We start from the raw sequence: 23,160 nt of genomic DNA, 5'->3' as shown, positions 1-23,160 counted from the left end.
CGGAACGGGCAACTGTTGCCGGTGCGCCGGCCACACTTGTCCGAAACGGGAACAGTTGCGGCCGGGACTACGGGCTACACGTTGAAGCGGAACTCCACCGGATTACCGCACGAAAACACATCACGAGTACAAAACAACTCAGCCGGCCAAGCCAAGCCAGGGAAGACCCTTACGACTCGCTCGAATCAACGAGCTTCGCGATCGCAACTGTTGCTGAAACGGACAATTGCGCCCGGCGCGCCGGCCACAATTGTCCGAAACGGGAACAGTTGCGCCCGGCGCAGCGAACCTTCAGGCCACCAATGTGCTTACGTCGGCTTGTTCCTTGACATTGGCTCGGAACCACCTAACGCGCGACGACAGGGCCGCGCTGGCGAGGTGAGGATGCCAGATAGCGCACCATTTGGTCGGAGACCGCTTGAGTGGCGTGCGGGTGCTTCGCGAGCTTCTCGAACAATACTTCTCGAGTCTCCTTGGCGGAGCTTGCGAAGGCTTGCCTGACGAGTACCATCAGGTCCGCGAGAAGGTCGCCCGACGGCACCTCATCAATCAACGCGAGATCCTTCGCATTAGGTTCTCGCTTCCGAGTTATCGCGATGCTGGCCGCCATGGAGAGGTGGAAGACGTAGTCATCTACCTGATCGTGCGTGTCCCGGTTTCCACGCAGGAACTTTTCACACTCTCGTACGATCGCGATCGAAGCGTAGTAGGCCCCTATCGGGTTAGAGCCGCCAAAGACCACGTCATAAATCTCATCTTTGAAGATCCGAGAGACTTCACCCCGAGAAACATGCGGCGCCTGAACAAGGGTCGCGAGAACGGCTTGCCCCATCTGATCAATCGAAACGAGGTCTTTCAGCGGGATCTGACGATTTCGGTAGTAGTTCTTGCGTCGCTCATAGTAAAGCCCTTTAGCTTTTAGGAATTCCTCGATCTCCCGTTGCACGCGATCAGTCGCGCGTAACGAGCTCAAGCCAAGAATGGTCTGGCTGTTCGTTGCGCGAATTATCCGATCCTTGACAAGGTCGTCGTCCGCTTGAATGATCTTGACCAACACGCCACGATCTTCCGAATACTCGTGCGACGAGCCTTGCTTATAGATTTCGTGCGATGTTTGAAGCCCGTTCACGATCTGCGGCGAGTCGAGGTGCAGTAGTTTCCCCGCGGGCTGCACTCGATCGGCCACGATGGTTACGCCGTTGTTTAGCCACCAGAAGTCGACATCTGTGTCCTGAGTACTCAAGGTCTCTTGGATACTCATGTTCACGCCGGAATCACTGTCGTAGTCGCGCACATTTGCATCGAAGAGCGACGCGTCGAGCTTCCCAGTTTCATCCGTAATGAATTTCTGGTAATCGTAGAGCTTGACTAGCCCAACATAACCACCGGACATATCAGTGGAAATTGGGTTTTCTGCCAACGTCAGCTCCACAGTTACCGGCGGTTTCTCCCGAGCGAGATTAGCCATACTCGCTGCATCAAGGAGATCAACAGAGGGGTCACAATTCCCGAAGGACGCCTTCAACGTAGCTTCAAGTTGGTTCGCTTTTAGCTCAACATTTTCATGAATTTGCTCCGCCTTTAGAGCCGCAAACGCCACGAAGATGCGAAGCCTTGGCATATCCATTGCGCGATAGGTGTCCAGGAAACGACGCGTGATCTCTATGAGCCGCGGATTGAACTGCTTTGCCAAGGCGATGTCGTCCCGAGCAAAATCCAGGAGTTTGGGCAGATGAACGATCAATTTGTCGACCGCGTTCTCCCCGAACCCGCGCGTATTCTTCACTTGGATTATCACCAGATCCAGCTGAGGATTTCTGCCCAGTGCACCGACATTCACGCCGTCGCGGACGTAGTACCCGTTAGCGAACAGATGAATTGCATCCACGCCACCATCGCGAGTTCCGTCAACGATCCCGGACAGGACATCGTCATGACTGGGCCGATACTTGGTTAGGTAATGCCACGAAACAAAGTACGCCTCCTGCTCAGCAGAATTGAAGCCCTCGGTCTCCCGGCGTGATCGTTCGACCATGTCCTCCAGCAAAACAACATCGTTCGCCCCCATGCGCAGCCCTCTCTGCCAATAACGCTAACTGACGAACTCGTCTTGGAGGCCGCCCTACGCGATCGTTTTACTCAGACACTCTTCACACAAGCGCCACGCTCGACCCAGAAACAGCCATATTCGCAGAATAACTCGACCCTCAGTTGTGAGGATAACGCAGCCACAGCGTCGCGAAGTCCAGGCGCTGCGACCACGCGACACGTCGACAGATCGACATGCGAGTCAGACCACGATGTCATGACGACTGAGTATGAGGCGCCGCACAGCTCGGAGGACCAGTCGCCCGAAGCGTAGAAGGGAGCGATCACCGCAAGAATTCGAATCGCCGGATCGAACTCACGATACTTCAGGCACTGATTGAGCGACTCATATCTTGTTTCGGTTGGCGCGTCCAAACCGGACGGAGCCTCCCAACACACCATCGATGTCGCTCCTGGCGATCCCTGCAGTTGGTTCTGTCAAGCGGGACCACTCAACTGGCCTGAGTCGAGTCGTTCCTGCCAAGTATCAAGAATGAATTCGGCGACGGTGACGGTGGCATTGAGCGCCAACCTGGCATGGCGAGCCAAGGCAGCGCTTCGCTCAGACTTGCCGTGATCAATGCCGAGCTCATTGCGCAGCTCGGCAAGCGTTCCAACCGTGGTCACAAGAGTGCGCAAGATCTTCTGCGATGCCTCGCTCCCGCGGGCGGAAGCTGGAACCGACTCCGCGCTCAAGGAGAGAAGGTCGGCGACCTTTCTGTACAGCTGCGGAACGTCATCAGCCCGTGGGTAGTCGATAAAACTCTGGTCCAAGACAATCTTGAACAGGCTCTCCAACAGGCTCTTGCAGGAAGAGATCGTGGCAGCGGGATCAGCAACGAGCCCGTCTCGAATACGGGTGAGATGCTCCTGAAGCACAACTGGGTCAGTCAGAGGACGCTCGTGAAGCCGAAGCTCGGGTGAGGAACCGTGAAAAGCGTCATTTCGTCGCCAGCCGTACACGGCATGCCCGCTGATCCAGTCCTTCGCAAACAGCGCGAACCCGTCAACCCGCAATATCTCATTGAAGGCGGCGAGGAGTTCGGCCACCTCCGCTTCGTCGGGTCGAACAATGGGATGAAGCATCTCTGCGAGCAACCTGAGGAACTCGTCATCGTCGGCATGCAGGAGATTGAACCGCGCGTCCGTGAAGACCCAGCCGTCGCCCCAGTCATAGTTCCTGACCTGGTGCTGATAGATGTCGTCGAAGGCGTTCGAGTACCTCTCGTCCGTGCTTGGCATCTTCTGGAGATCGTAGATACGGGCGAGAAAGTCAGGCTCGTCCAAATGGCCGGCCCACGGCACCTTGGACAGCGCGATCGAATCAGTCATCTTTCGACGGGTTGCAGAGGAGATCCGATGCCGAGGCGCTGCCATACGACAGATGGTATTGGTCAAGTCGTGGTTTGAACGAATTAGCAGCGGGCCGACACGGCCGGGAGCGAAAACGCGGAAACAATCAAAGTCGAGTAGGCAGCAGTTTGGTTGTGCCTTCTCACCGGCTGCGGCCGCGCAATTCATGAGCCGGGATGCAGACCGCAGCTCCTCTGCGATGTCGTCCAGTGCTTCCCTATCGCCGGCAGTGACGAGACGACTGACGGAATGCGCTCTCCTATACATGCGACGCGTTAGGTCAGCGCTTGCTCACTGCGGCACTCTGTCCCGCAGGCCGACGCCGACGGGGCCGTCTCAGAAGCTCCGCGAGCTACACATTGAACCTGAATTCCACCACATTGCGTTACGGATAAACATCTAAACTGGTCATCGTCATCTGGGCTTCGGCAACTTGGCTTCGGCTCCGCACCGCATGACGAGCCACGACGTATCCACCTGCCGGCGGACGTGGGCTGCAAGGTCCACCGAAGATGGTGCACCACCCGTGTCGTCATTCCACAAACTGGTAATCAGTCCAAAAGGGTGTCGAGTCTGTTCGAGAATCTGGCTATCGCGATGCCCCCGATGGTGTTGTCGTCGCTCATATACGGTGAGCCGTGTCGCATGATATTGCACCAACGGTGGGTTGCCCGGAGGTTGTCAATGGAGTCGTCTCCGCCGTCCTCAACACCCACTATGTGGTCAAGGTTTGGGTATAGGTCATCGGACGGATGAACGTCAGGCAGGATGCGGAGAAAGCAGATCTGGCACGTCCAACCATCCCGCTCATAAACCGCAGGCCCAAGCTTTCTGTAATTGCCAGATCGCGTCATTTTGCTCGGGCTACTTTTGGAGTACGGCGATATGGCAGGGGGCAAACCGGCCTCAGTCGTGCAGAATTTGCAGTCGCATATTCGGGGTGGGCCCAATTCGTCCACCATCTTTCGACGGCATGCCAGATGCGCGGCAGCGAAGTCCAACGCACGTTCTTCTTCGTCAAGCTTGACCTGGATGGAGGTGTAGACGACAAGCTGTGACTCATCGGCTTTGCAACCAAGGCAACGCTTGGACTGCGCGTAAATATAGAGGGCTCTGCACGAAGTAGAACAGTAAGCCTTGCTCCGGCTGTGATGCGGGAACGGTGCACCGCATCCTCGGCAGTCCGTTGTGTGGAGAGTTCTGACGCGGGAACGGGGCATGGAGTATGCCTATCAGAAATATAGAGTTCGTTGCGCATGGTGGCGAAGCATGGGCGGTCAGAGACCGCCATGGGTAATGCAATGAAGATGCGCACCCGGCGCCACGGCACGGGAGTCATCAGAGGCCATCCCGCGATTCATGCACCACGCGTCACCGACTGCCGCCGCCATAGAACAGCTGGGATGTCCCGGGAGCCGTCCCACCTGCTCCGATCGTCCTTCCTGTTGCGATAAGTTGACGACCATACACCTCCTTGAGATAACTGAACCGGCAACCTCAGGAGGCGCCGGCCCAACAGATCCAACGGCTTGGATTGCGCTTAGCTTGTCCGTGTTCTCGATCGCAGCCTTATTTCTAACTCGATACCTGGATGGCGGCCGCGCTAGGGTCAAGCTGAACGCTGTGCTGCTCGACGCTTCGTGGGGTCCGGTTCAAACTATTACCTCCGGGATCTGGCCGATCCCGTCAAAAAAGTTCACAGAGCGGCGGCCTGCGCCAGATCCGGCAGCTGTGATGGAACTCGCCGAGATAATCGTCGAGAACAAAGGCCGCTCGCCCGTCACGGTCTTGGAAATCGGCTTTGAATGGAAAGGCGAGAGGCGCGGAGCCTTTCGACGTCGCGTGGTGCATCATGCCACTCCCCGCATTTTCTCATTGCGCAACTATGGCGATCGTAAATACATTGAAAAATCTGAGGTGAGGCTTGAACCGTATGACGGAGTCTCCATGCTCTTCGACCTCTGGACCCTTTTCGAACCGGGGAGAGTGTCACCTGGTCATGTGAGAAAACTGCGCGCTTCTGTTCGAGTGTCGGGCAAGTCTTGGAAATCTCGCTCCTCTCGGCGGAAGCAATGGAAGATTCCGGACAGCGCAGTATCTAGCATTGCCAACCGTTCGCGATTGACGGTTCGTGGGATCGTCACGCGCAGCGTCATGAGGATTACGGGCGCGGACGTGACGGTGGTCTCGAACCCCGGGTACATCGGTCGGCTTGTCGAACAGCATCTTGGCGGCCGGTGGCCAACCGAGTTTGAAAAATCACATGAGCTTCTCCGGTCATACTTCGAAACGAGTTCCGAAATCAAAGCGATGGTTCACGACACTGAGACGCTGAGTCTTCGTTTCAATATCGAATACGCAATCCAGCGAGACTTGGACACACACCGAGACCTGATCGACTGGTCCGACATCGCCATGCCCCAACCGGATTCGGTACCCGGGGTGATTGTTCAGCATGACTGAACTGCTGGCGGCATTCCTGGGCGCGATCGTTGGCGGTGTTCTGTCCGCTTGGGTGGGCTCCCGGCAAACGGCGAAGGTCTTGAACCACGAGACCAAACTGGCCGCGACAGAGCGGCAGGAAGCCCAGCGCGTCGATGAGAATCGGCGGCGTTCCTTCGCAGCTGATCATTTGATTGCGGCACTCGCGAACTTCACCACGATCAGCCGAGACAACCGCGACCGCTCGGCGAACTTCGTGCGAGTCCCGGCGACAGCTGACGTTCATCTGGAACGGAACGTGCGGGCCTCGACGCTGCTACAAGCGGGCTCCAGTCAAGCACACGCTCTCCAGACAGAACTGCGCGAGCGATGGGATGCGCTGACATGGATGGTCCGCTTCAACCAGTCTGCGCAACCTGAGCGCTCGGAGGACCTGCGACGGCGCGATGCCAGCGACTTATTGAACTACGTCGAGTACGTACGGCGATCCCTGTGCGCCGTCAGCGGAGATTACCCGATGCCGCGGCATTTCTCCGCGCCGGATTCGCGCCGCGAAGAGCTCCGCCCCTGGGGTTTCAAGCCCGACGAGGGGTGCAACGAGCCCGACCTCACCGAGTGGCACTTCAGCTCCCGCCTGATGGGCAAGGTGAGCTTCACCTCGGGAGAGGTCCGTTGGTACGGACCCAACGGACTCGTCGTGGATCTTCCGCACGAGCCCACCGACGCGAGTCCATCCGACGCGTGAGCTGGCTTGCTCAACGATTTCAGCCTTGTGGCAACATCGGCTCATTCTCGACATCCCGCCGCCCGTTACGTTCCGCAGGCCGGATCATCGCATCCTCGTCATCCGGGACAGTTCAAGGTTCCGCAGACCACTGTCAACCGCTTGCGGGGTTCCGAACGAAGAATCGCGAGTAGTGCAGACACACCGCGCTCGCTGACTCCAGATGTCAAAAAGAGAATCGAAACTAAGTGAAATTACACGACAGAAGTCTATGAAGGCTACGGTGGGCAAATGAGCCTTCGAGCAGCAGTTTACTTGCGACAGTCTCTGGACGTCTCAGAGGGCATAGACCGACAGCGAGAGCGCTGCCTAGCCTTGGTCGACTCGCGCAATTGGACGCTCGTCGGGGAATACGCTGACAACGACACGTCCGCTTCAAAGGAACGCGGCGACGGCACCGCCTGGGCTCGCATGCTGGGAGACTTTCGGGCGGGCAAGGCTGACGTCGTTGTGGCAACCGACCTCGACCGCCTTGTGCGCCGGCTCGAAGAGCTCATCCCGCTGACAGCGGCGGGAGCGAAGGTGCTTACGCTCGACGGCGAGATTGATCTGACGACGGCGGACGGGGAGTTTCGCGCAACCATGCTGACCGGCATCGCCCGGTTCGAGGCCAAGCGCAAAAGCGAACGTCAGACACGCGCGAACGAGTACCGCAGAGCAGCCGGCAAATTGTTCAAAGGCGGCGTCCGCCTGACTGGCTACACGCAGGACGGTGAGGAGCACGAGACCGAGGCCGCCGTCGTTCGCCGCATCTTTGAGGAGTTCGTCGCCGGCGGGACACTCCGCGGCATCGCCGCCAGACTCTCTGAGGAAGGCGTCGCACCTCGTCGTGCACCTTCAGTGCGGACTGGACGGCCACGCAAGAACAACAAGCCGGCGCGGGAATTCGCCTCTTGGCCGCCGAGCTCCGTCTCCTCGATCCTTCGCAACCCCCGGTACGCCGGTCGGGCAACCTTTGAGAAAGTGGCTACGGGTGTCACCGGACAGTGGACTGCGCTCGTCGACGAGGCGACTTTCGATCTCGTGCAGATCAAACTGGCGGACCCGCGCCGCAAGACCAACCAGACGGGCACCTCTCGCAAGTACCTCGGCTCTGGTCTTTGGGAGTGCTACCTGTGTCATGTCCCGGTGACAACGACCGGCGAGCGGTACTGGTGTCGCGCGGGTGGGCACGTTGCCCGGTCGATGCGCAAGGTAGATCAGTATGTCCTCGCAGTCGTTTGCGCGCGGCTCGCTTCCCCGGAACTGGCCCGCGCGTTCACGCCTACCGACGATGAGGGCGTCCGCCGCTTGGCCTCCGAGGCGGCGGCCCTGCGTACGCGGATAGCAAGCACTGAGGCTGACTACGACAACGGTCTTATCGACGGTATCCGGCTCAGTACGTCGCTGGCGAAGATCCGGGCTGAGCTCCTACGAGTCGAGCGAGAGCGAGCCCGAGTCTCCGACGGCTCCGCGACCTCCGACTTGCTCGGTGCGTCCGACCCCGTTGCATTTTTCAAAGGGGCGAGCATCGACCGACAGCGCGCCATCATCTCCGAACTTCTGACGGTGCGCCTGCACAAGGCGCTGCGAGGCTCCAAGATCTTCCGCGAAGAAAGCGTCGAGATCCTCTGGCACCAGCCCCAGTTCTGACACTCGAACGCCCGGAAGATCGTCGGCTCACGGGCACGAACGTCCCGGTCTGGATTCCAACGTTAAGGGAGAATACCGACCGAGTCGTTCCCGTGAGGGCATGCAGAAATCCTGGTTCGCGATCCAGAGATGTGGTTCGCCGGCTGGTGATCTACGCGACTCGTCTTGAACACATCTGATCGGCTTCACCCCGACCATCCCCTCGTCTGATCTCGGCACGAAGTAGACCCGCCTGGCCATCGGCGAGCGGGCATGGCCAGCACCACCTGTTTTCAACGCACTACCGTGTTTCGTGACCGAGGCGAATCCTCCACTGGCGACCTAGACGGGATGCTGCAACAACTCGTCCGGGAAAAACTGGTTCCGAGTTCTTCGGACCTGCGGAATGGCCTTCTACAGCAAGCGCCTTCCGCCGCGGCGGTCCGTGTGCTGTCGAATTCGTTCATCGCGACCAGCTCCCCGATTAAACCGGTTCCATCAGATTATTTCTGTCAGCCTGGCCCATTCCGGTCGCGTGCGGTGTGGGAAGTCGAATGTGCCGCATGTCTACATAGTGGGGACCGACACCGGGCCCTGGTCAGCATCACTCCGCACTACGACGGACGGCTCGAACCCGCTGTCCCGTCAACCCAATCTCACTATGACCCCATCGTTTTACTTGACGATTCTCTCCCTAATCACTACATCTGGAGGCACCCCATTCTGAAAGAAGCCCGCCGGCCACTGGCGCCGAGCCCGAGCGCCCCGGGCGCCGTCACCCGTCATCGGGACCGCACGTCCTTGGTCTTGGAAGGTGCGGTGCCGCTGATCCCCACAGCGAGCTTGGAGCGCATCCACCACTTTCAGCGAGAGTCGCTGGCGCCCAACACTCGGCGGACGGTTCGCGGACAATGGGACACATTCAGCCAATGGTGCGCGGTGCAGGGTTTTGATCCTCTACCAGCGGAGCCTCTCATCGTCGCGGCATATCTGACCTACGCGGCTGACCTTGTGGACAGCACTGGAGAGTGGTTCTATGCGCCTTCCACGCTCAGCCACTGGCTCTCCTCGATCAATAAGGTGCATTCTTTGGCGGGATTTGCAAAACCGGGAGAACACAGGGACGTCGCGAACACGCTCGAGGGCATCTGTCGTGAGAGGGCCCGGCCGACCGCGCGCAAAGCGCCTCTTCTCTTGGATGGGCTGCGCAAGACTCTGGTCGAAATCGATCGCACCTCATGGCCCCACGCGGTCATCGGCCATCGAGACGCGGCCATCCTGACTATCGGATTCGGCGGCGCATTCCGTCGGTCCGAGCTTGCAGCCCTCGAGCTTCGGGATCTCAGCATTCACGCAGAGAACGGGCTACACATCCGCGTGCGACGCTCCAAGACCGATCAGCAGGGGAACGGTTTCCTGAAGGCCGTTCCATTCGGGGCCAGCCCGCTCACCTGTGCGCCGTGCGCATACATCCGATGGCTGATTGTCCTGTCCGCGGGAGCGAAGAGTTGCTCCGACCTTCAAGACGTAATTCGCGGTACTTCGATCACGGAACACGTCTGCAGAGAGACCGCGCCTGTACTCGACGGAGGACAGCCATTCCTCCGGCCTGTAATGAAAAATGGGGCGATCAAAGCGCGCCACATCACCGGAAACGTCGTCAATGACGTCGTCAAGAGAAGGGTGGCAGTCATCGGGTTTAACTCGGCGGACTACGGGGCCCACTCGCTTCGAGCGGGCTTCGTCACTGAGGCGTTCCGGGCTGGCGCTACCCACCACGAGATCATGCGTCAAACCGGTCACCGCAGCCCAGACACGGTTGAGATCTACTCACGGGAGGCGAATCCCCTCGACAGCAATGCTGTCGTTCTACTCGGCCTCTGACCAGTCTGTCGGTTCTAAGGTTCACCCCGCGTTTGCAGTCAAGCGACGTTTCTGAGTGCTCGCGCCTTCGCTGACACCAGCTGCCACCCCTAGACGAGCACTCCCGAGTCGACGAGACAGTCGCTGCCGCTGGTTCGCTCCAAGATCGGCGACTTAGAAGTCATCCTCACGGCATCCCGACTGTAGCTCCAGGGTCAACTGGCAGCTTCCTAAGCTTATACGGCGTTTTCCACTCCCCCCTCCGCCCTGATCAATGACCGCTTGATGTCAGTTCTCGTGCAAGATGAGACTTGTCTCAATCTACTTGAGGCTCCAAGTGCCAAGATTTGGCCGACCTTTGCGCAATTCCGCGGAAGACGCTGGAGCCCCATGGTGCTCGTCAGATTCCCAAGTCGAGTCCGCGCGTCGCAGGTGAGCCTTCTAGCAGCTCGCCTGCTTCTCCCGCAGCGATGATGAACCTTGACTCAGATAAGGTCCATTCACGCTTACAGGGCACGTGTTCGCGAACTAGCGCTTAGTCCAGAACCGCTAATATTTCGCTACCCAGGCTAGGTGTTTGCGACGGCTAATCCACTGCGCCTTGATGCCTTGGGCGTCCAGGTCGAATGCCGGCCCATAGTCCTTGGTTGGAAATCCTTCACGAAGCTCAAGCGCTGCTCTCCGCTCTGTGGGGCAGTCACGGGCTAGAGAATGTGGCTCGTGCGCTAGTTTGCTGTTGATCCTTCTGAGACATGGACCGCATCTGAAGCGCCTGCTGACCGAGTTTGTCGATGCTGGGTAAGCGGAAGTCGCTGGGAGCTTTGAGCAAGCTTGGCACCCACGCGCTCTCTTGAGGTGAAATGCGGGCGCTGGTCTCCCAGTAGAACGTGCCGGTCTCCGACGGCGCCAAGTCGATCAGCTCGCCAGAGAACAACTCTCGGATGGCCAAGATATGGGATCTTGTCAAGAAATCGGCAGTCAGCGCGCCGGGTGAAAAAACGACCTGCACTAGTCTCCATTCGTCGGGGTATCGCTTGCACTTTTCGAACTCATTGCGGCTCAAGTGGAAGCTGCCGGAAGTCTTTTTGGTGCAGCCCTTGACTTCCCAGCGCCGGGCGGAGCCTCGAACAGTCTCGATGTCGTATCCGAAGCGATCTGAGATCTCGGATACGTGGACGGGCGAAGCATGAAGATTGTCTAGCGCTGCGAAGACTGTGAGTTCCGCTGCCCGACCAAGTCCAAGAGCGACAGAATCTGAGTGTTGCAAGAGTTCACAGGCAGTGTCCACTAAGAGCTGGTCCAGCTCGGGTCGCAACCACGCCAAACCTTGAAGGTCAGACCAAGGGATGAACTCGTAGCGGACTTGCCCATCGACTGCGAAGGGCAGCCACGGCGGAGGAGATATTTCCAGGAGCAGGCGGGCGATCGCGACCAGAGTAGGGCGATCCGCTTGCCGAGATAGCGCCTTCAATCTGGGACTCGGTGTGATGGCGGCCTCTTGGACGACAAGGCTCGCGTCGATCAAGAACTCTGCCGCGGGACGATGATCAATGGCTGCGGCAAGAAACGAACTTCTGTCGCCTGCGGCATGAACCCATGCTCTGACATCTTGGTGACTGGTATGCCGCATTGAGTTGGCGAGGTGGAAGATACTCGTCACTGCTCCGTGTGTTGGAAGCATCTGTTACTCGGAACGAAGATGAGACCGGATGGCGCTCGCGTCATCGCCCTCGGCTGGTGGGGCTTCGTGGTTCTCATCGCTCTCAGGCAGCGCGACCCGAACGAGGCCGGGATCATCCATTAGATCCGCAAGCGCCCTCACCTTTTCGCGCAATCGAGCATTAACTACGGTGTCAACGGAATCATCACTTATCAGCAAGGTGAACCGTGTTTCGGTCGCGGGGTCGAGGCCAAGTCGATGGATGCGATCTTGGCTTTGGAGGAAGTGACCAGCGTTGAAAGTGCGGTCAAGGTAGATCGCGTGGTGGCACCAATGGTGAAGACTGATGCCCTCTCCTGCGGCGGCCGGATTGGCAAGAAGAACTGTGCACTCTGGATCGTTTCGAAAGCGGTCCAGTTCGGCTTCACGCGTCAGGACGCCAGGCGCTGCTGAGTCTTCCGGCGGAACGCCTCCGTGGACAACCGCTGGATTGAAAGCGCTAAGTTCGTGAGTCAGTGCTCGAATGTTGCGAACGAACGTTGTCCAGACTAGGACTTTCTCGCCACGCGAGGCCGCCTCCCGAACTGCATTGATCACGTAGTCGTACTTCCATGGTCGTTCGTACTCGGTATAGCTGGCTAGCAACTTGCTGAGGGGTTCGTTCCCCTTCAGTTCGAGCGGAGGATGAGCAAATCCGACTTCGTCGGTGCTGTCGGATCCTGCAGTTAGCAAGGCCGGGTTGGTAGCAGCTTCGAGGAGGTACATGATGATTCGGCCCAATTTGTCAAACTGGCGCCGGGAATCAGTCGGAAGACTGAACGAATGCTGGTAACGACCGACAAGAGCGTCATAGATCGCGAGTTGGATTGGCCCCATTGGGCGGGTCACGGTTTCCCATATTGGGTCAGGAATACCAAGACTGGACTTCGGCGTGCGAACAAAGTACGGGCCAATTGCATCACCGGTTTCACGGACAGTCGCAGCCTCCCGGCCCATTGACTCGTCGTATGCGCTGGCGGGAAGGATCGTGCGATCCTGGCCTGGATAGAGGAAACGCATCAAGGCGACTAGGTCGTTGGCACCCTGCGGAGCTGGTGTCCCGGTCAAGACATCCCGTCGCCGCGCGACATAAGCCAGGTCGAGAACGGCACGGCCATGCACGCCCGCAGCACCGCGCTTGATCCGGTGAGCCTCGTCGAGAACGACCTGGGTCGGCGTTTCGGCAACGAAGTCGCGAATCCGCTCGTAGTCAGCGGCGACGCGGTTGTAGTTCGTCAGTAAGAGTTCAGTGCCGCGCGGTATGAAGCCGCCGGGGCCCGCGTGGACGGAAAGTCTTGGCGCATCGACCATACAAGCTACCGAATCAACTTTCCATGCTTCGAAGGCCGCGATCGGCCCAATCACGAGCATCCGCATGACGGCACCCCTGCTTCGCTGGAGAGCGAAGTTCGCGAGTGCGACGGTGGTCTTGCCTGCACCTGGCACGGAAAAATCCGCGCCGTGCGGAAGCATCATGAGCGTTGCTAAGTTGCGCAGTTGGAAGGGTTTGAGGACACGCTTGAATCCGCTGTCACTGAGTTCCTGCGCGAGTTCATCCGCGGACATCATCTCGGTGCCAGTGACAGCATCTTCGCGAGCTTTCCTGTCGCCTGCCAGCGTCGAAAGTTGCAGCGTGATGCGAGGACCAAAGGTTAACTGCTCGCCAAAGAATGTCCGGACTTCACGGACACCTGGAAGCTCGGCAAGGAACACCTCGGCCCTTACTTCAAGGGACACGACACTGCCGCCTGCAATCCCACGGGACATGAGTGACTGAAGATGGGCCCATGCACCGGATGGCGGCCCAGGCTCTCTCGTAAGCAGGACAGTTGGGCGCGGGCGGTCACCGAATTCGACTGAGATCACGACGTGGATCCAGGGTATTCGTCCAGAAGCTTGCGAATGCGAGCTATGCGGTCGGCCATGCCATTTTCGTCGAATCCGCTGAAGGCGCGGGCACGAGGTAGCGCTTCAAGGGCGCGCTTCAATTCGCCAAACGCCTTCTCCGCCCTGACAAGCGGGGTAGTCTGCGCTGTCTTGTCTCGCTCGTCTTCTCCGGCTTCATCTGCAGCAGCGGTGATGGCGCTCTGGAGGCTATCCAGGATGTCTCGGACTTCGACTTCGTTGCCGTCATCCAGAACGAGTGCCTCGTTTGGGTTCTTGCACGCCAGTAGTGAGAGAAACGGAGTGAGCGGACCGGACTGTGCGCCCTCTCCCAGTACATCGTCCAGAATGTCGATTGCGGATGTTTCAAACGAAGTCTGATCAGCGAGGGCGAGAATCTGTTTGAGCGAGGGATCGCTCTCGAGCTCCTTCCTGACGATGCTCGCGGCGTCAGGTCGTCGGAGGTGACGCAGTTTCCGATAGCTGACTTCGGACAACGTTCCGAGGAAGTAGACAGAACGAACCGCTTCCGCCTCGCCGGGCTGTTTGTTCTTGATGTGCTTCGAAAGTTCGTCGAATGCGGACTCATTGTCGTTGAAGTCGATGTGATGTCGCACGCCTGAGGATAGGCCGACGAGCTGGTGCACTTGCTGCAGCTTTTCATATAGCGACCGGATATCTGACACGTCACGATGCATTCTGGTTGCGACACGCGCGAAGTCCTTATTCTCGCGCTCGAAGAGTTCTTCTATCAGGAATGCTTCGTTGATCCAGCCGTAGGCCTGCTTGAAATCGAATGCGATCTGCAGCTCGGTCTCGAGATCCACGAGTTCAGTCGGGGTCGCGTCGGCCGGCAGCACCAAACACTTGACGTAGTGTGCGCCTAACCGATCGTCATCAAGATACAAACTTCGAAGAGCTGCGGCGCGGCGGTTCCCGTTGATGAGCACGCCGTCTGCGGTAATCACGGCCGGCTCTTGCTGGGCCCTGTCGTTGAGGTCCGCTTTGAGGTCCGTGAATCCGTATTGTTCTCGGAGAATTGCATATTGGGCGTTTTGGGCTGCAGGTCCAAGTGGATCTTCCGCGAAGAGACTGAGGTGGCCTGTTCGGGCAATTTCTGCGCGCTGTTCCCCACGGGTGCGATGGTTGAGCGTAGAGAAGCGGACCCAATCGACCTCCAGCTCAATGAGGTTGAGCTCCTTGGCTTGGCGCGCCCAGGCTGGCAGCGGGACTTTCCCTAGGATCGCACGGGCTTTGAGAAACTCGGCGCGTTCATGATCGAGCACGGGATTATTCACTATTAGCTCCTATACGTTGAGGAGCGGCCTGCTCCGAATCGTGTGGTGATTGTCGTGCGGAATGCGCCGTTGTCTCTGCGCTGGAATCCCACGAACCCAATGAAAGCGTCGGCGTCCGGGGCACCTATCCCGTATGCCGCAAGGAGGACGGTCGGGAATTTGAGATTTCGACCGCCAGTCCAGTTCCAACTGCTCGCCTGGTCGTTGCGTTCGGGCATCGTGTATATGCAGGGCGCGGGAACGCGATTCGCTGTAATGAGTGCGGAACGGTCCAGCTTGGGGCATGGGCGGAGCGCTGAGCCGCACAACTCATTCTGAAAGATCACGCCGGACAGGGTGCCTGGGGAGTCTGAGAAGAATCGTTGGCGCAGTCGGTTAACTCCTTTTGTGATGTGCTCGCCTGGGTGCGCCTTCATGCTGGAGCAAAGCCACCAAAGGTAGGTTTCCTGAGCCCAATCCGGAACGGTCCAGCGGACGCTACTGTGAGCACCGTCAGGACAGCCTTTCTGGATAATTGCGACCGCACCGATACTTGGAACGTCCAGACGATATACGGTGTCGTCGCCGTAGGCAGGTCTCGACATCTTTGTGGCTAGTCCCTGATCCACAAGATGCTCGAGCGAACTGGTCAAAAATTCTCGACTCCCGGCATTGCTGGCACTCATGCTTCCGCGGATTGACTCAATGGCCGCCGGCAAAGCTGAGACGAACTCACTCGCTGAGATACCGTGTCCCGCCAGGACCTCGGGGTGGTTCGCTAACAGCTTGATTGCCTCTGCGGCCCGTTGGACCACGGCAGGTGGAGGAGAACCAACGTGTCGACATGGAGCTGCCGACTCCGCACCGGTCACGCTTCAACCCTTGCAACGTAGAACTTGGTCATGTGTGTGTCCCCTGATCTCGCTGGGACCCCGAGTTCGCCCCCTCTTCGAGACTACCGATCCGGTCCGACAAGTGTGGACCACCGGGTGCCAGATGGCCAGATCGCGCAACTTTTCCGCTGCGCACCGGAGAGATTAGCGGGCTCACTTGGACACAGGACGCCGACGCATGAACCACCCACTTCGAGGTCGGCGCTTGTGAGCCGATCCGCGTACCAGCTACCTGGCCCGGCCCCGGGGAGGTAGTCCCACATCCTGCTCGGCGGGGTGTTCAATAGCGGAGGGCCCACCGCCGTGTTTGATGGCAGACATCGGTCTCACTGCGGACCGGAGATGCTGTGGACCGTGGCCGCGATTCGCCCAGCTACGTCAATGTGCGATTCATGTGACCAATATCGAAGAACTGTCCATCCCGCGGCAGTCAGTTGTCGCGTGGTTTCTGCATCACGATCAACATTGCGGGCGATCTTCAGTGCCCAGTATTCAACATTGGATTTCGGCGCTCGATAGTGAATAGGACAGGCATGCCAAAAACAGCCGTCGATGAATACAGCGACCATCTGCCGGGTAAACACGATGTCTGCCGTGCGGCGGAGGGCCGGAATCGGACGCATGACCACCCGGAAGCGCAGGCCTTCTGCGTGTAGGGCACGACGAACGGCCATCTCAGGTGCGGTGTCCCTTGACTTGTTTGACTGCATCGACTTTCGAGTTCCCGGTGTCGATGCCCACGACGTTGTCGCCATACAACAACGGTATGGCGTAAAAGCAGGGAACACGGTTACTCGGCTTAAGTAGAGACGACTCGGCCCGGGCAAGATGCTCCCAACCGTGCCCAGCGAGAGCGTTAGGCCGATCCGGTGCCTATCTGGTAGCGCACTGAGGTCGGCCCCGGCAGGTAGCATTCGTTCGTGAGCAATGTATCTTCCCTGTCGTCTGTGCGCCCCAAGGTGCTCGAATTCTTCGCTGGTATCGGCCTAGCCCGCATAGGGCTCGAGAGCGCCGGCTTCAACGTGGCTTGGTCCAACGACTTTGAGGCGGACAAGAAAGCGATGTATGAAGCTCATTTCAAAGACACTGCATCGGGCAATGATCACACTTTCGCCCTCGGTGACGTTGGCGAGGTTAGGGTCGGGGACCTACCCAAGGGCTCGTCGGTCGCATGGGCATCTTCACCTTGCACGGACCTTTCCCTCGCTGGAGGTCGGGCTGGACTTGCTGGAAAGTCCTCAGGTACGTTCTGGCAGTTCATCCGCCTCCTCGAAGAATTGGGCGACGATAGGCCTGAAGTCGTTGTTCTGGAGAACGTTACAGGTCTCGCGACCTCCCATGGAGGCGACGACCTCACCGCCGCCATTCGCGCCTTCAACGGGCTCGGCTATTCCGTCGATGTCTTGGCTCTTGACGCCCGGCGCTTCGTGCCGCAGTCGCGGCCGCGAATGTTTCTCGTGGGAGCGCTGAACCCTCCAGAGAACGCGGTCACTCCAAACTCAGAACTGCGCCCCGACTGGCTGCAGTGGATTTACGGCGACGACACTCTTCTAACGCACAAGGCAACCCTCCCGCTCCCGCCCGCCCCGTTGACGTCCGGCCTCGGAAAGGTGATCGAAGAGATGTCCCTCGACGACGAGCGGTGGTGGGACGAAGAACGCACAGATTTGTTCACCAAATCCCTCTCCGCCGTCCAGGATGAGCGAGTGGTCGCCATGAAGCGATCGACCGGAGTGAAATACAGAACCGCCTACCGACGCACACGCAACGGTGTGCCCGTTTGGGAGGTCCGTCCAGACGACGTGTCTGGTTGTCTCAGGACGGCGCGTGGAGGTTCCTCCAAACAAGCGGTAGTGCGCGTGGGAAATAAGCGGCTCCAGGTCCGGTGGATGACACCTCGCGAGTATGCCCGACTCATGGGAGCAGACGACTATGATCTGACGACAACTCGCACCAACCAAGCCCTTTTCGGTTTCGGGGACGCCGTTGCCGTCCCCGCTGTGGCGTGGCTGGCCAAACACTATTTGATGCCCATGATCACAGGAGTCATGAAACCAGCTGCCGTTGAAAGCGAAACGGTAGCAGCTAATGGCTAGCAGAGGTGTCGCATCGTACAACGCGCCGGAGGTGAAACCGCCAACGAAGAAGTCGATGCCGACGGCATTTGTTCAGGGTTTCCGTGTCTTGTTGCAGGAGGCACTGGCCGAGAAAGACGTAGAAAGCCAAAAAAAACTGACTGGCTGCGTCGGCGTCTACGCCTTCTACGACTACGACCGCGAGCCGATCTATGTGGGGCAGACCTGGGAATCCTTTGGAATACGCATCCGTCGGCACCTAACAGGCCAACGCTCCGACACATTGGCATACCGAATTCTTGATCCCTTTGAGGTAGCCGAAGTAGAACTGTGGCCGACAGAGGGTTTGCGTGCCAAGTTCGCTGCGATGAGCAAACTCACCACCGATAAGAATGAGTTAAAAAAAATAGGAGACGAGAAGCGTAAAGCTCTCGACGCCATCGAGTATTCCGTTTACCTCGCAGCCATCGCGGGTTCCAAGTATCACGCAATCCTCAATGAAAAGATCCCGCCGGTTTCGACGCCGGTGGCCCTTCCCGCCTCCCAGCGCTTCGTGCTCGTCCCTCCTAAACTCAGGGAGGAACGAGAGCATCCCGATGTGCGAATTGCTCGCCGCGCGGAAACGCTTGCTCGGGTGGCGGCTGTCGCTCATGAACGGGGGGAGGTCTCCTCGGGCCTACGCCGCGTAATCGTCATCCAGGCAGTGCGACTGGCGGACCTCGCAGCAGCGCGCCTCGCTTACGCCGAAGGGCGGAGTCGACCATCTCCGACTGCGATCGACGTGAAGGAACTCGTCGGCAACGTCATGGCTGAGTCCAACGACGAAGACGCCGACGACTAGATCGGGTTGTCTTGCACGCCGCGTTACTCGTGGGGCGTCGTCGATGGCGCCGATCCCTCTGGCTGCTTGCCGAGTACCCCTTCGACGTGATCGCAAGATCCTGAGTTGCGCGATGCACTGGTCCGTTCCTGAAAGACGTCGGAAGGCTCCCCATGCTCAACCAAACAAGTTCATGGCTCGAACTCGTCTGTCCACGGTGCGGACAAGTAGTCGTACTCGAAGACACGGTTATCTCCGCGCATCACGAAGGGGACACCTTGTGCACGTCTTCAGGCCGTCGCGCAGGTGTTCCGCAATACGAAGTCAGCACAACGTACCAATGCCAAGACTGCGGGAGGACGACGAAAAGCAACCTTAGGACCGGTATCGTTTACTCTCACAATCTCCCGAATTCCACCGAGGGCTGTCCCTCTTCTGCCTCGTATCTCGGGACGATTGGTCTCTCGGTCGAACTGGTCTTTCTGCCGCCGAAACCAGACATGCCGGCCGCTTCGAAGCCTGCAGCCCCGCGATTGATGCCAGCCAAAGGGTATCCGGGCATGTCGGGCGCTAGCGTGAGAACGATCCCCGGAGGCCTGCCCGGTCTTGGAAAGCGGTGAATGGCATTTGCAGGGAAGCCGGACCCGGGTGTCGCGACCGTTCCAACCCGCCTGCCTCCAGATCCACTGGGACCACACGAGATTTCCTGATGCCGGTGGACGCGGGACCCGTGCAGATCCATCACCTGCGCCGCAGTGTCGGAAGGCATGGATCCGATGGCGGCTTCCACGGGCGAATAGTGTGCGAGGGAAATCGCGTCCAATTCACCCACATAAGCGCCGAGTGGCAACCCGCCCGCAACGGACCTGATGGCTCTGCAAAGCGAGCAAGCACAGCAGTCAGGGCTGTTCCGGATGGGCCGGCTGCCCAGTATGTGAGCCAGTTAAGGAAGCCCGTTCACAAAAGTGTTTCGACAAGACTTGACTGATCATGCGTCTTGAAGAATCGGCACCGACCTGGGCCGCTTCCTTCCATCTCACGACGGATTTGGGGCGTCCCGGCTCTTGTCGAACCGGCTACTTCCTCGCTGGGCCGTACATCTCCTCAGACGCAGCGATGGTCTTCTCATCAGATTCCTTGAGCCGCTGCACGGGCCCTCCCGGGCTATTCTCACCACGGACAAACGCGGCAACAACCTGCCGGGTATAACTCAGAAGTTGTTTCTGCTCCTGAGCAGCGGTGGCCGCTGTCATGGTGCCCATGCTGTTCGTGGCCCGAATCCCGGTGAGGGCATTCATCCCATGTCGAACCGAGTCCCGCAGCGTCTTATCCGGCACAAGGTCAGCCGATGCCCGAATCTTGCGGACCATCGGCAGATCGACGTCGAGCACGAAATTGTCAGCAGCGGAAGGCGTTTGCTTGTGCAGCGACTCGTCGAGATCACGCAACTGATCCAGGCAATCCTGGGAGCTCTTTACCCCCTGAGCGCGGAGATCCTGCTTTCGCCCATAGGCCCGATCTCCAAGCTTGCCGACCTGCGTGACGAACAACGTCATCAGGGAGCCGACGACGCCTGCTCCGACTAGCAGGAGGTCGCGCCAGAAGCCATCGGTCAGCATGTAAGGAGCATACCGGTGGCGGGATCAACGGCCGCCCGCCGGTCGAAGGATGAAACCTCCGCACGTCTCCACTTCGGAAACTGATCCCGACCGCATGCGTCAGAGCAGAACGCCGGCGGGCGGGCGGGCAGGAAGGCATCGGAGAGGATGACGCCGCACAAGTACACCGAGATGGGGCGGGGAAGCCGGTCAAGCTTCGCGGTCAAGTCCGCCAGCTGGTCCAGCTGCTGCGACTCGCGCATACGACAAGAACGATGTGGTCCCCATGGGTTTCTCAAGCTCGATATCCTCGGCCTCCGGATGCGAAGCGCCATGGCCTGCGCGATCCAGCCGCGCCGGAGGCTCGAAGCTGACCTGCGATTGGATTCGGCGAAGAGGGCCCGTCGAAAGGGACGCCTCCGCGAAACGATCGGCACCTCACATGTACTGCGGTGACCTCGACGTAACTGCGAACCGCTTCCCGGCGTACCGCACCGACACCTTCGGGCGCAGCGTGTCCCAGGGTCTGTGTCCGAATGCGGATTGTGCGTGACTTCTCCTGAGTGCGCCCTAACACGCATTGACGGCACGACCGGGACATCAACGCGCACCTCCGCGCCGCGCCCCAACGAAAGCGACTCGAGCCACGGAGTCCCTTCCAGGTCGTAAGCGATGTCCACATTCATCCGCAAGTTTCGCGCTGGGGCCGCCCCGTCGTTGATCAACCGCAGTGAAGTCAAGCGCGCCATCTCGGCAGAGGCGTTCGGCCGCCATGTCGTAGCCCACTCGAAGCTGAGATGCGGACGCGGGTGGTGCCGCCACGTCAAGAACAGGGCCACTGCACCGGTCATTGCGCCGACGATGGCAATCGCAAGCATGATCACGGACAGCAGGGTCCACTCGGAGGAACTGGACTGAAAAACTTCCGTCATGGGCATGCTCGAAAGCGTATCGAAGACCGAGGTCACCGCATGAGCGCGGATCATCATCGCTGTCGTGGGCTGAGGCGGCTCACGAAGTGTGGGGCAGCGGCAGCATCTATGGGCCAGCGTTGACGTATTAGTAGGACAGGCAGGCGGTCTCGTATTCCCGCGGCAGCCCCCTGGACCACCTTTGCCAGCGCCGACTAGCGCATCCGACTACAGTCCACGCCATGGACGATGGCTTTGAATCAATCGGCACCCCTAGCTGCGGCAACTGCTTGTCATGCTGCGAAGTGGCAGGCACGCCGGAACATCCATACTGGATTTGCCCATCTTGCCGAATCCCAATCCTTCATTGGGATGTGCCGATTCCCAGAGCAACTGATGCGCTCTAGGCTCCCGCGCGCCTCAGGTGAAGGCCCCGTCTCGCCCGTCACATGAGGTGTCTCCCCGCGCGTGCCGGGTGATACGAGCCACTTCGGGCCTGTTGCAGATATCAAGACCCTCGCCAACGGTTGCCCCAATTGCGCCTGGCCCCACCTCATTAGAGCGTCAACAGGGGAGGACCTGGCGTCGGCGTCAACAACGGGGACCGATCTAGCATGCCTGTCGCCACCCACCTCGCAACCCTCCTCCGCATCTCGGACGAGGCGCCGTGCGCGGCTGTCGCCAACAGCCTGCCTCCAGCCAGGGTGTCAAGATCCTGATGCTCGTCCACTATTTGTGCCATGTAGACGATCAGCGCGTCATGAACCCACGTTGCTGCAGTCTCGGCGCTGGAGGAGACGCCGGCCGCAGCCGCGGTAAGAGACCTCGCCGCTTCCCTCATCTTCTCGGTGTTGCCGTATGGCTCCAACTCCCATTCGCGGAGGTAAGTATCGATGGCCGACGAGAGCGCGACACGGCCCGTGCGTTCGCGCTCCGCTGCCTCCAGCCGGTTCGCGCGGTTCGTCGCAACGAGAGCGAGGGTCGCTACGAGCACAGTCGCGATCGCCCCCAGTCCGGCGATCATCACGCCGATGAGGGCAAGCAATGAGTCGAGCGACCACGCCCACGGATCAGAAGTTGGTATGTAGCAAGTCGGCATGTGACAAGTCTGACGCCCGCGGCCGCCCTTGCTGGCCAGCCTCGCCGACCATGCGTCCTCAGCTAATTTGAGACTCGTCGAAATTACGAAGAAGACCATTGGGCGCTTGAATGCCAGCGATCGTGAACTCTCAGGCGACTGCCGTTGGCTGACTATCGCAAGGGATCAGGAAACCAGATTGATCTTGGAAGGCGCGGGTTGGATCGTTCTCCGATTCTCGAAACACGAGGACCCGCTCTTCGCGGCTGATCATGTGGTCCGAACCGTTTTGGCAGCTCGGGACGGCGAGAGGAAGCTCGTCGGGCCGCGATGAAGCACCGAGAGCTCTGCTGGCAAGCCCGCTCCAGCCCTCAGAGCCCGATATTGTGAAACGTGACCTCAAAGATATTTGTTTTGCACTCCCTCCCGCGCAATGCCACGAAGACAGAGGCAAACTGAATGCTCGAACTCTTCACCACCACCGGAATCTTCTTCACCTATAGCGTCAACATCCCGGACCGGTCCAAAATGCAAGTTGTTGAACTGACTGTCGTCTCCCCTTTCACTGGAAACGCGAGCGTTCTGATCGTGAATGTTGCCTCGCTCGCAATCGTAGGTAAGTCGGTCGAGTCAACCTTGATCGAGCACGTCGAGTACTACGAAAGAATGGCAAAAAACGACGCGTCCAAGAACGCCCAATCTTAAGAGCCACGCGCTGGGGCTCATGCGCCCTGAAAAGCCGCGGTCCCGCCCCCTGTGGGGAATGGCCGGAGGAAACGTCGGC

16 protein-coding genes are annotated in these 23,160 nt (G+C 59.2%); 7 read left to right on the top strand and 9 right to left on the bottom strand.

Going from position 1 to position 23,160, the window contains the following annotated elements:
* Positions 1-346: 346 nt before the first annotated feature.
* The 3 genes from E3T23_RS02880 to E3T23_RS15950 all read right to left on the bottom strand — a co-directional run bounded on the left by E3T23_RS02880 (position 347) and on the right by E3T23_RS15950 (position 4,295).
* The gene (locus tag E3T23_RS02880) at positions 347-2,068 is read right to left on the bottom strand and encodes an AIPR family protein (protein ID WP_134368896.1); all 1,722 of its coding nucleotides are present in this window, start codon (positions 2,066-2,068) and stop codon (positions 347-349) included.
* Positions 2,069-2,526: 458 nt separating this feature from the next.
* Positions 2,527-3,465: an abortive infection family protein gene (locus tag E3T23_RS02875; RefSeq protein ID WP_255570617.1), complete on the bottom strand. Its 939-nt coding sequence runs from the start codon at positions 3,463-3,465 to the stop codon at positions 2,527-2,529.
* Positions 3,466-3,992: 527 nt separating this feature from the next.
* Positions 3,993-4,295 (bottom strand): HNH endonuclease, encoded by a 303-nt coding sequence (locus E3T23_RS15950; RefSeq protein WP_166806176.1) that lies wholly within the window; start codon positions 4,293-4,295, stop codon positions 3,993-3,995.
* Positions 4,296-5,064: 769 nt separating this feature from the next.
* On the opposite strand from E3T23_RS15950, the gene E3T23_RS02865 reads away from it, so the two are divergent.
* The 4 genes from E3T23_RS02865 to E3T23_RS02850 all read left to right on the top strand — a co-directional run bounded on the left by E3T23_RS02865 (position 5,065) and on the right by E3T23_RS02850 (position 10,162).
* Entirely contained in the window at positions 5,065-5,904 is an 840-nt protein-coding gene (locus E3T23_RS02865; protein WP_134368893.1) for a hypothetical protein, read from the top strand.
* Positions 5,897-6,628, top strand: a complete 732-nt coding sequence (locus tag E3T23_RS02860; protein ID WP_134368892.1) for a hypothetical protein — start codon at positions 5,897-5,899, stop codon at positions 6,626-6,628. Before E3T23_RS02865 ends, E3T23_RS02860 begins: the two co-directional genes overlap by 8 nt.
* Positions 6,629-6,898: 270 nt before the next feature.
* Complete coding sequence (locus E3T23_RS02855) at positions 6,899-8,299, top strand: recombinase family protein (RefSeq protein WP_134368891.1); 1,401 nt, start codon at positions 6,899-6,901, stop codon at positions 8,297-8,299.
* A 798-nt stretch (positions 8,300-9,097) separates the two neighbouring features.
* On the top strand, positions 9,098-10,162 hold the full coding sequence (locus E3T23_RS02850; RefSeq protein WP_166806175.1) for a site-specific integrase: 1,065 nt from the start codon (positions 9,098-9,100) through the stop codon (positions 10,160-10,162).
* Positions 10,163-10,838: 676 nt separating this feature from the next.
* Here E3T23_RS02850 and E3T23_RS02845 read toward each other — a convergent pair.
* The 4 genes from E3T23_RS02845 to E3T23_RS02830 form a co-directional block, all read right to left on the bottom strand.
* On the bottom strand, positions 10,839-11,801 hold the full coding sequence (locus E3T23_RS02845) for a protein NO VEIN domain-containing protein (protein WP_166806174.1): 963 nt from the start codon (positions 11,799-11,801) through the stop codon (positions 10,839-10,841).
* Between the two features lie 24 nt (positions 11,802-11,825).
* A complete protein-coding gene (locus E3T23_RS02840) occupies positions 11,826-13,577 on the bottom strand; it encodes a DEAD/DEAH box helicase (RefSeq protein ID WP_166806173.1) in 1,752 nt (583 codons plus the stop codon).
* Positions 13,578-13,702: 125 nt separating this feature from the next.
* Positions 13,703-15,022 (bottom strand): hypothetical protein, encoded by a 1,320-nt coding sequence (locus tag E3T23_RS02835; RefSeq protein ID WP_134368887.1) that lies wholly within the window; start codon positions 15,020-15,022, stop codon positions 13,703-13,705.
* A 1,198-nt stretch (positions 15,023-16,220) separates the two neighbouring features.
* A complete protein-coding gene (locus tag E3T23_RS02830; protein ID WP_198416169.1) occupies positions 16,221-16,649 on the bottom strand; it encodes a very short patch repair endonuclease in 429 nt (142 codons plus the stop codon).
* A 165-nt stretch (positions 16,650-16,814) separates the two neighbouring features.
* Here E3T23_RS02830 and E3T23_RS02825 point away from each other — a divergent pair, with 165 nt between their 5' ends.
* On the top strand, positions 16,815-17,990 hold the full coding sequence (locus tag E3T23_RS02825) for a DNA cytosine methyltransferase (protein ID WP_134368886.1): 1,176 nt from the start codon (positions 16,815-16,817) through the stop codon (positions 17,988-17,990).
* A 31-nt stretch (positions 17,991-18,021) separates the two neighbouring features.
* Positions 18,022-18,810: a GIY-YIG nuclease family protein gene (locus E3T23_RS02820; protein ID WP_241977540.1), complete on the top strand. Its 789-nt coding sequence runs from the start codon at positions 18,022-18,024 to the stop codon at positions 18,808-18,810.
* A 1,055-nt stretch (positions 18,811-19,865) separates the two neighbouring features.
* On the opposite strand, the gene E3T23_RS02815 is transcribed toward E3T23_RS02820, so the two are convergent.
* Complete coding sequence (locus tag E3T23_RS02815) at positions 19,866-20,408, bottom strand: hypothetical protein (protein ID WP_134368884.1); 543 nt, start codon at positions 20,406-20,408, stop codon at positions 19,866-19,868.
* A gap of 1,446 nt (positions 20,409-21,854) precedes the next feature.
* Complete coding sequence (locus E3T23_RS02810; RefSeq protein WP_166806172.1) at positions 21,855-22,343, bottom strand: hypothetical protein; 489 nt, start codon at positions 22,341-22,343, stop codon at positions 21,855-21,857.
* 492 nt (positions 22,344-22,835) lie between these two features.
* On the opposite strand from E3T23_RS02810, the gene E3T23_RS02805 reads away from it, so the two are divergent.
* Positions 22,836-23,081: a hypothetical protein gene (locus E3T23_RS02805; protein ID WP_134368882.1), complete on the top strand. Its 246-nt coding sequence runs from the start codon at positions 22,836-22,838 to the stop codon at positions 23,079-23,081.
* Positions 23,082-23,160 lie beyond the last annotated feature (79 nt).

Origin of the sequence: Cryobacterium cheniae (assembly GCF_004403395.1) — a bacterium.
Taxonomy (GTDB): Bacteria; Actinomycetota; Actinomycetes; order Actinomycetales; family Microbacteriaceae; genus Cryobacterium; species Cryobacterium cheniae.
The sequence above is the reverse complement of the archived record's forward strand: the minus strand, read 5'-3'. Positions and strand labels throughout refer to the sequence as shown.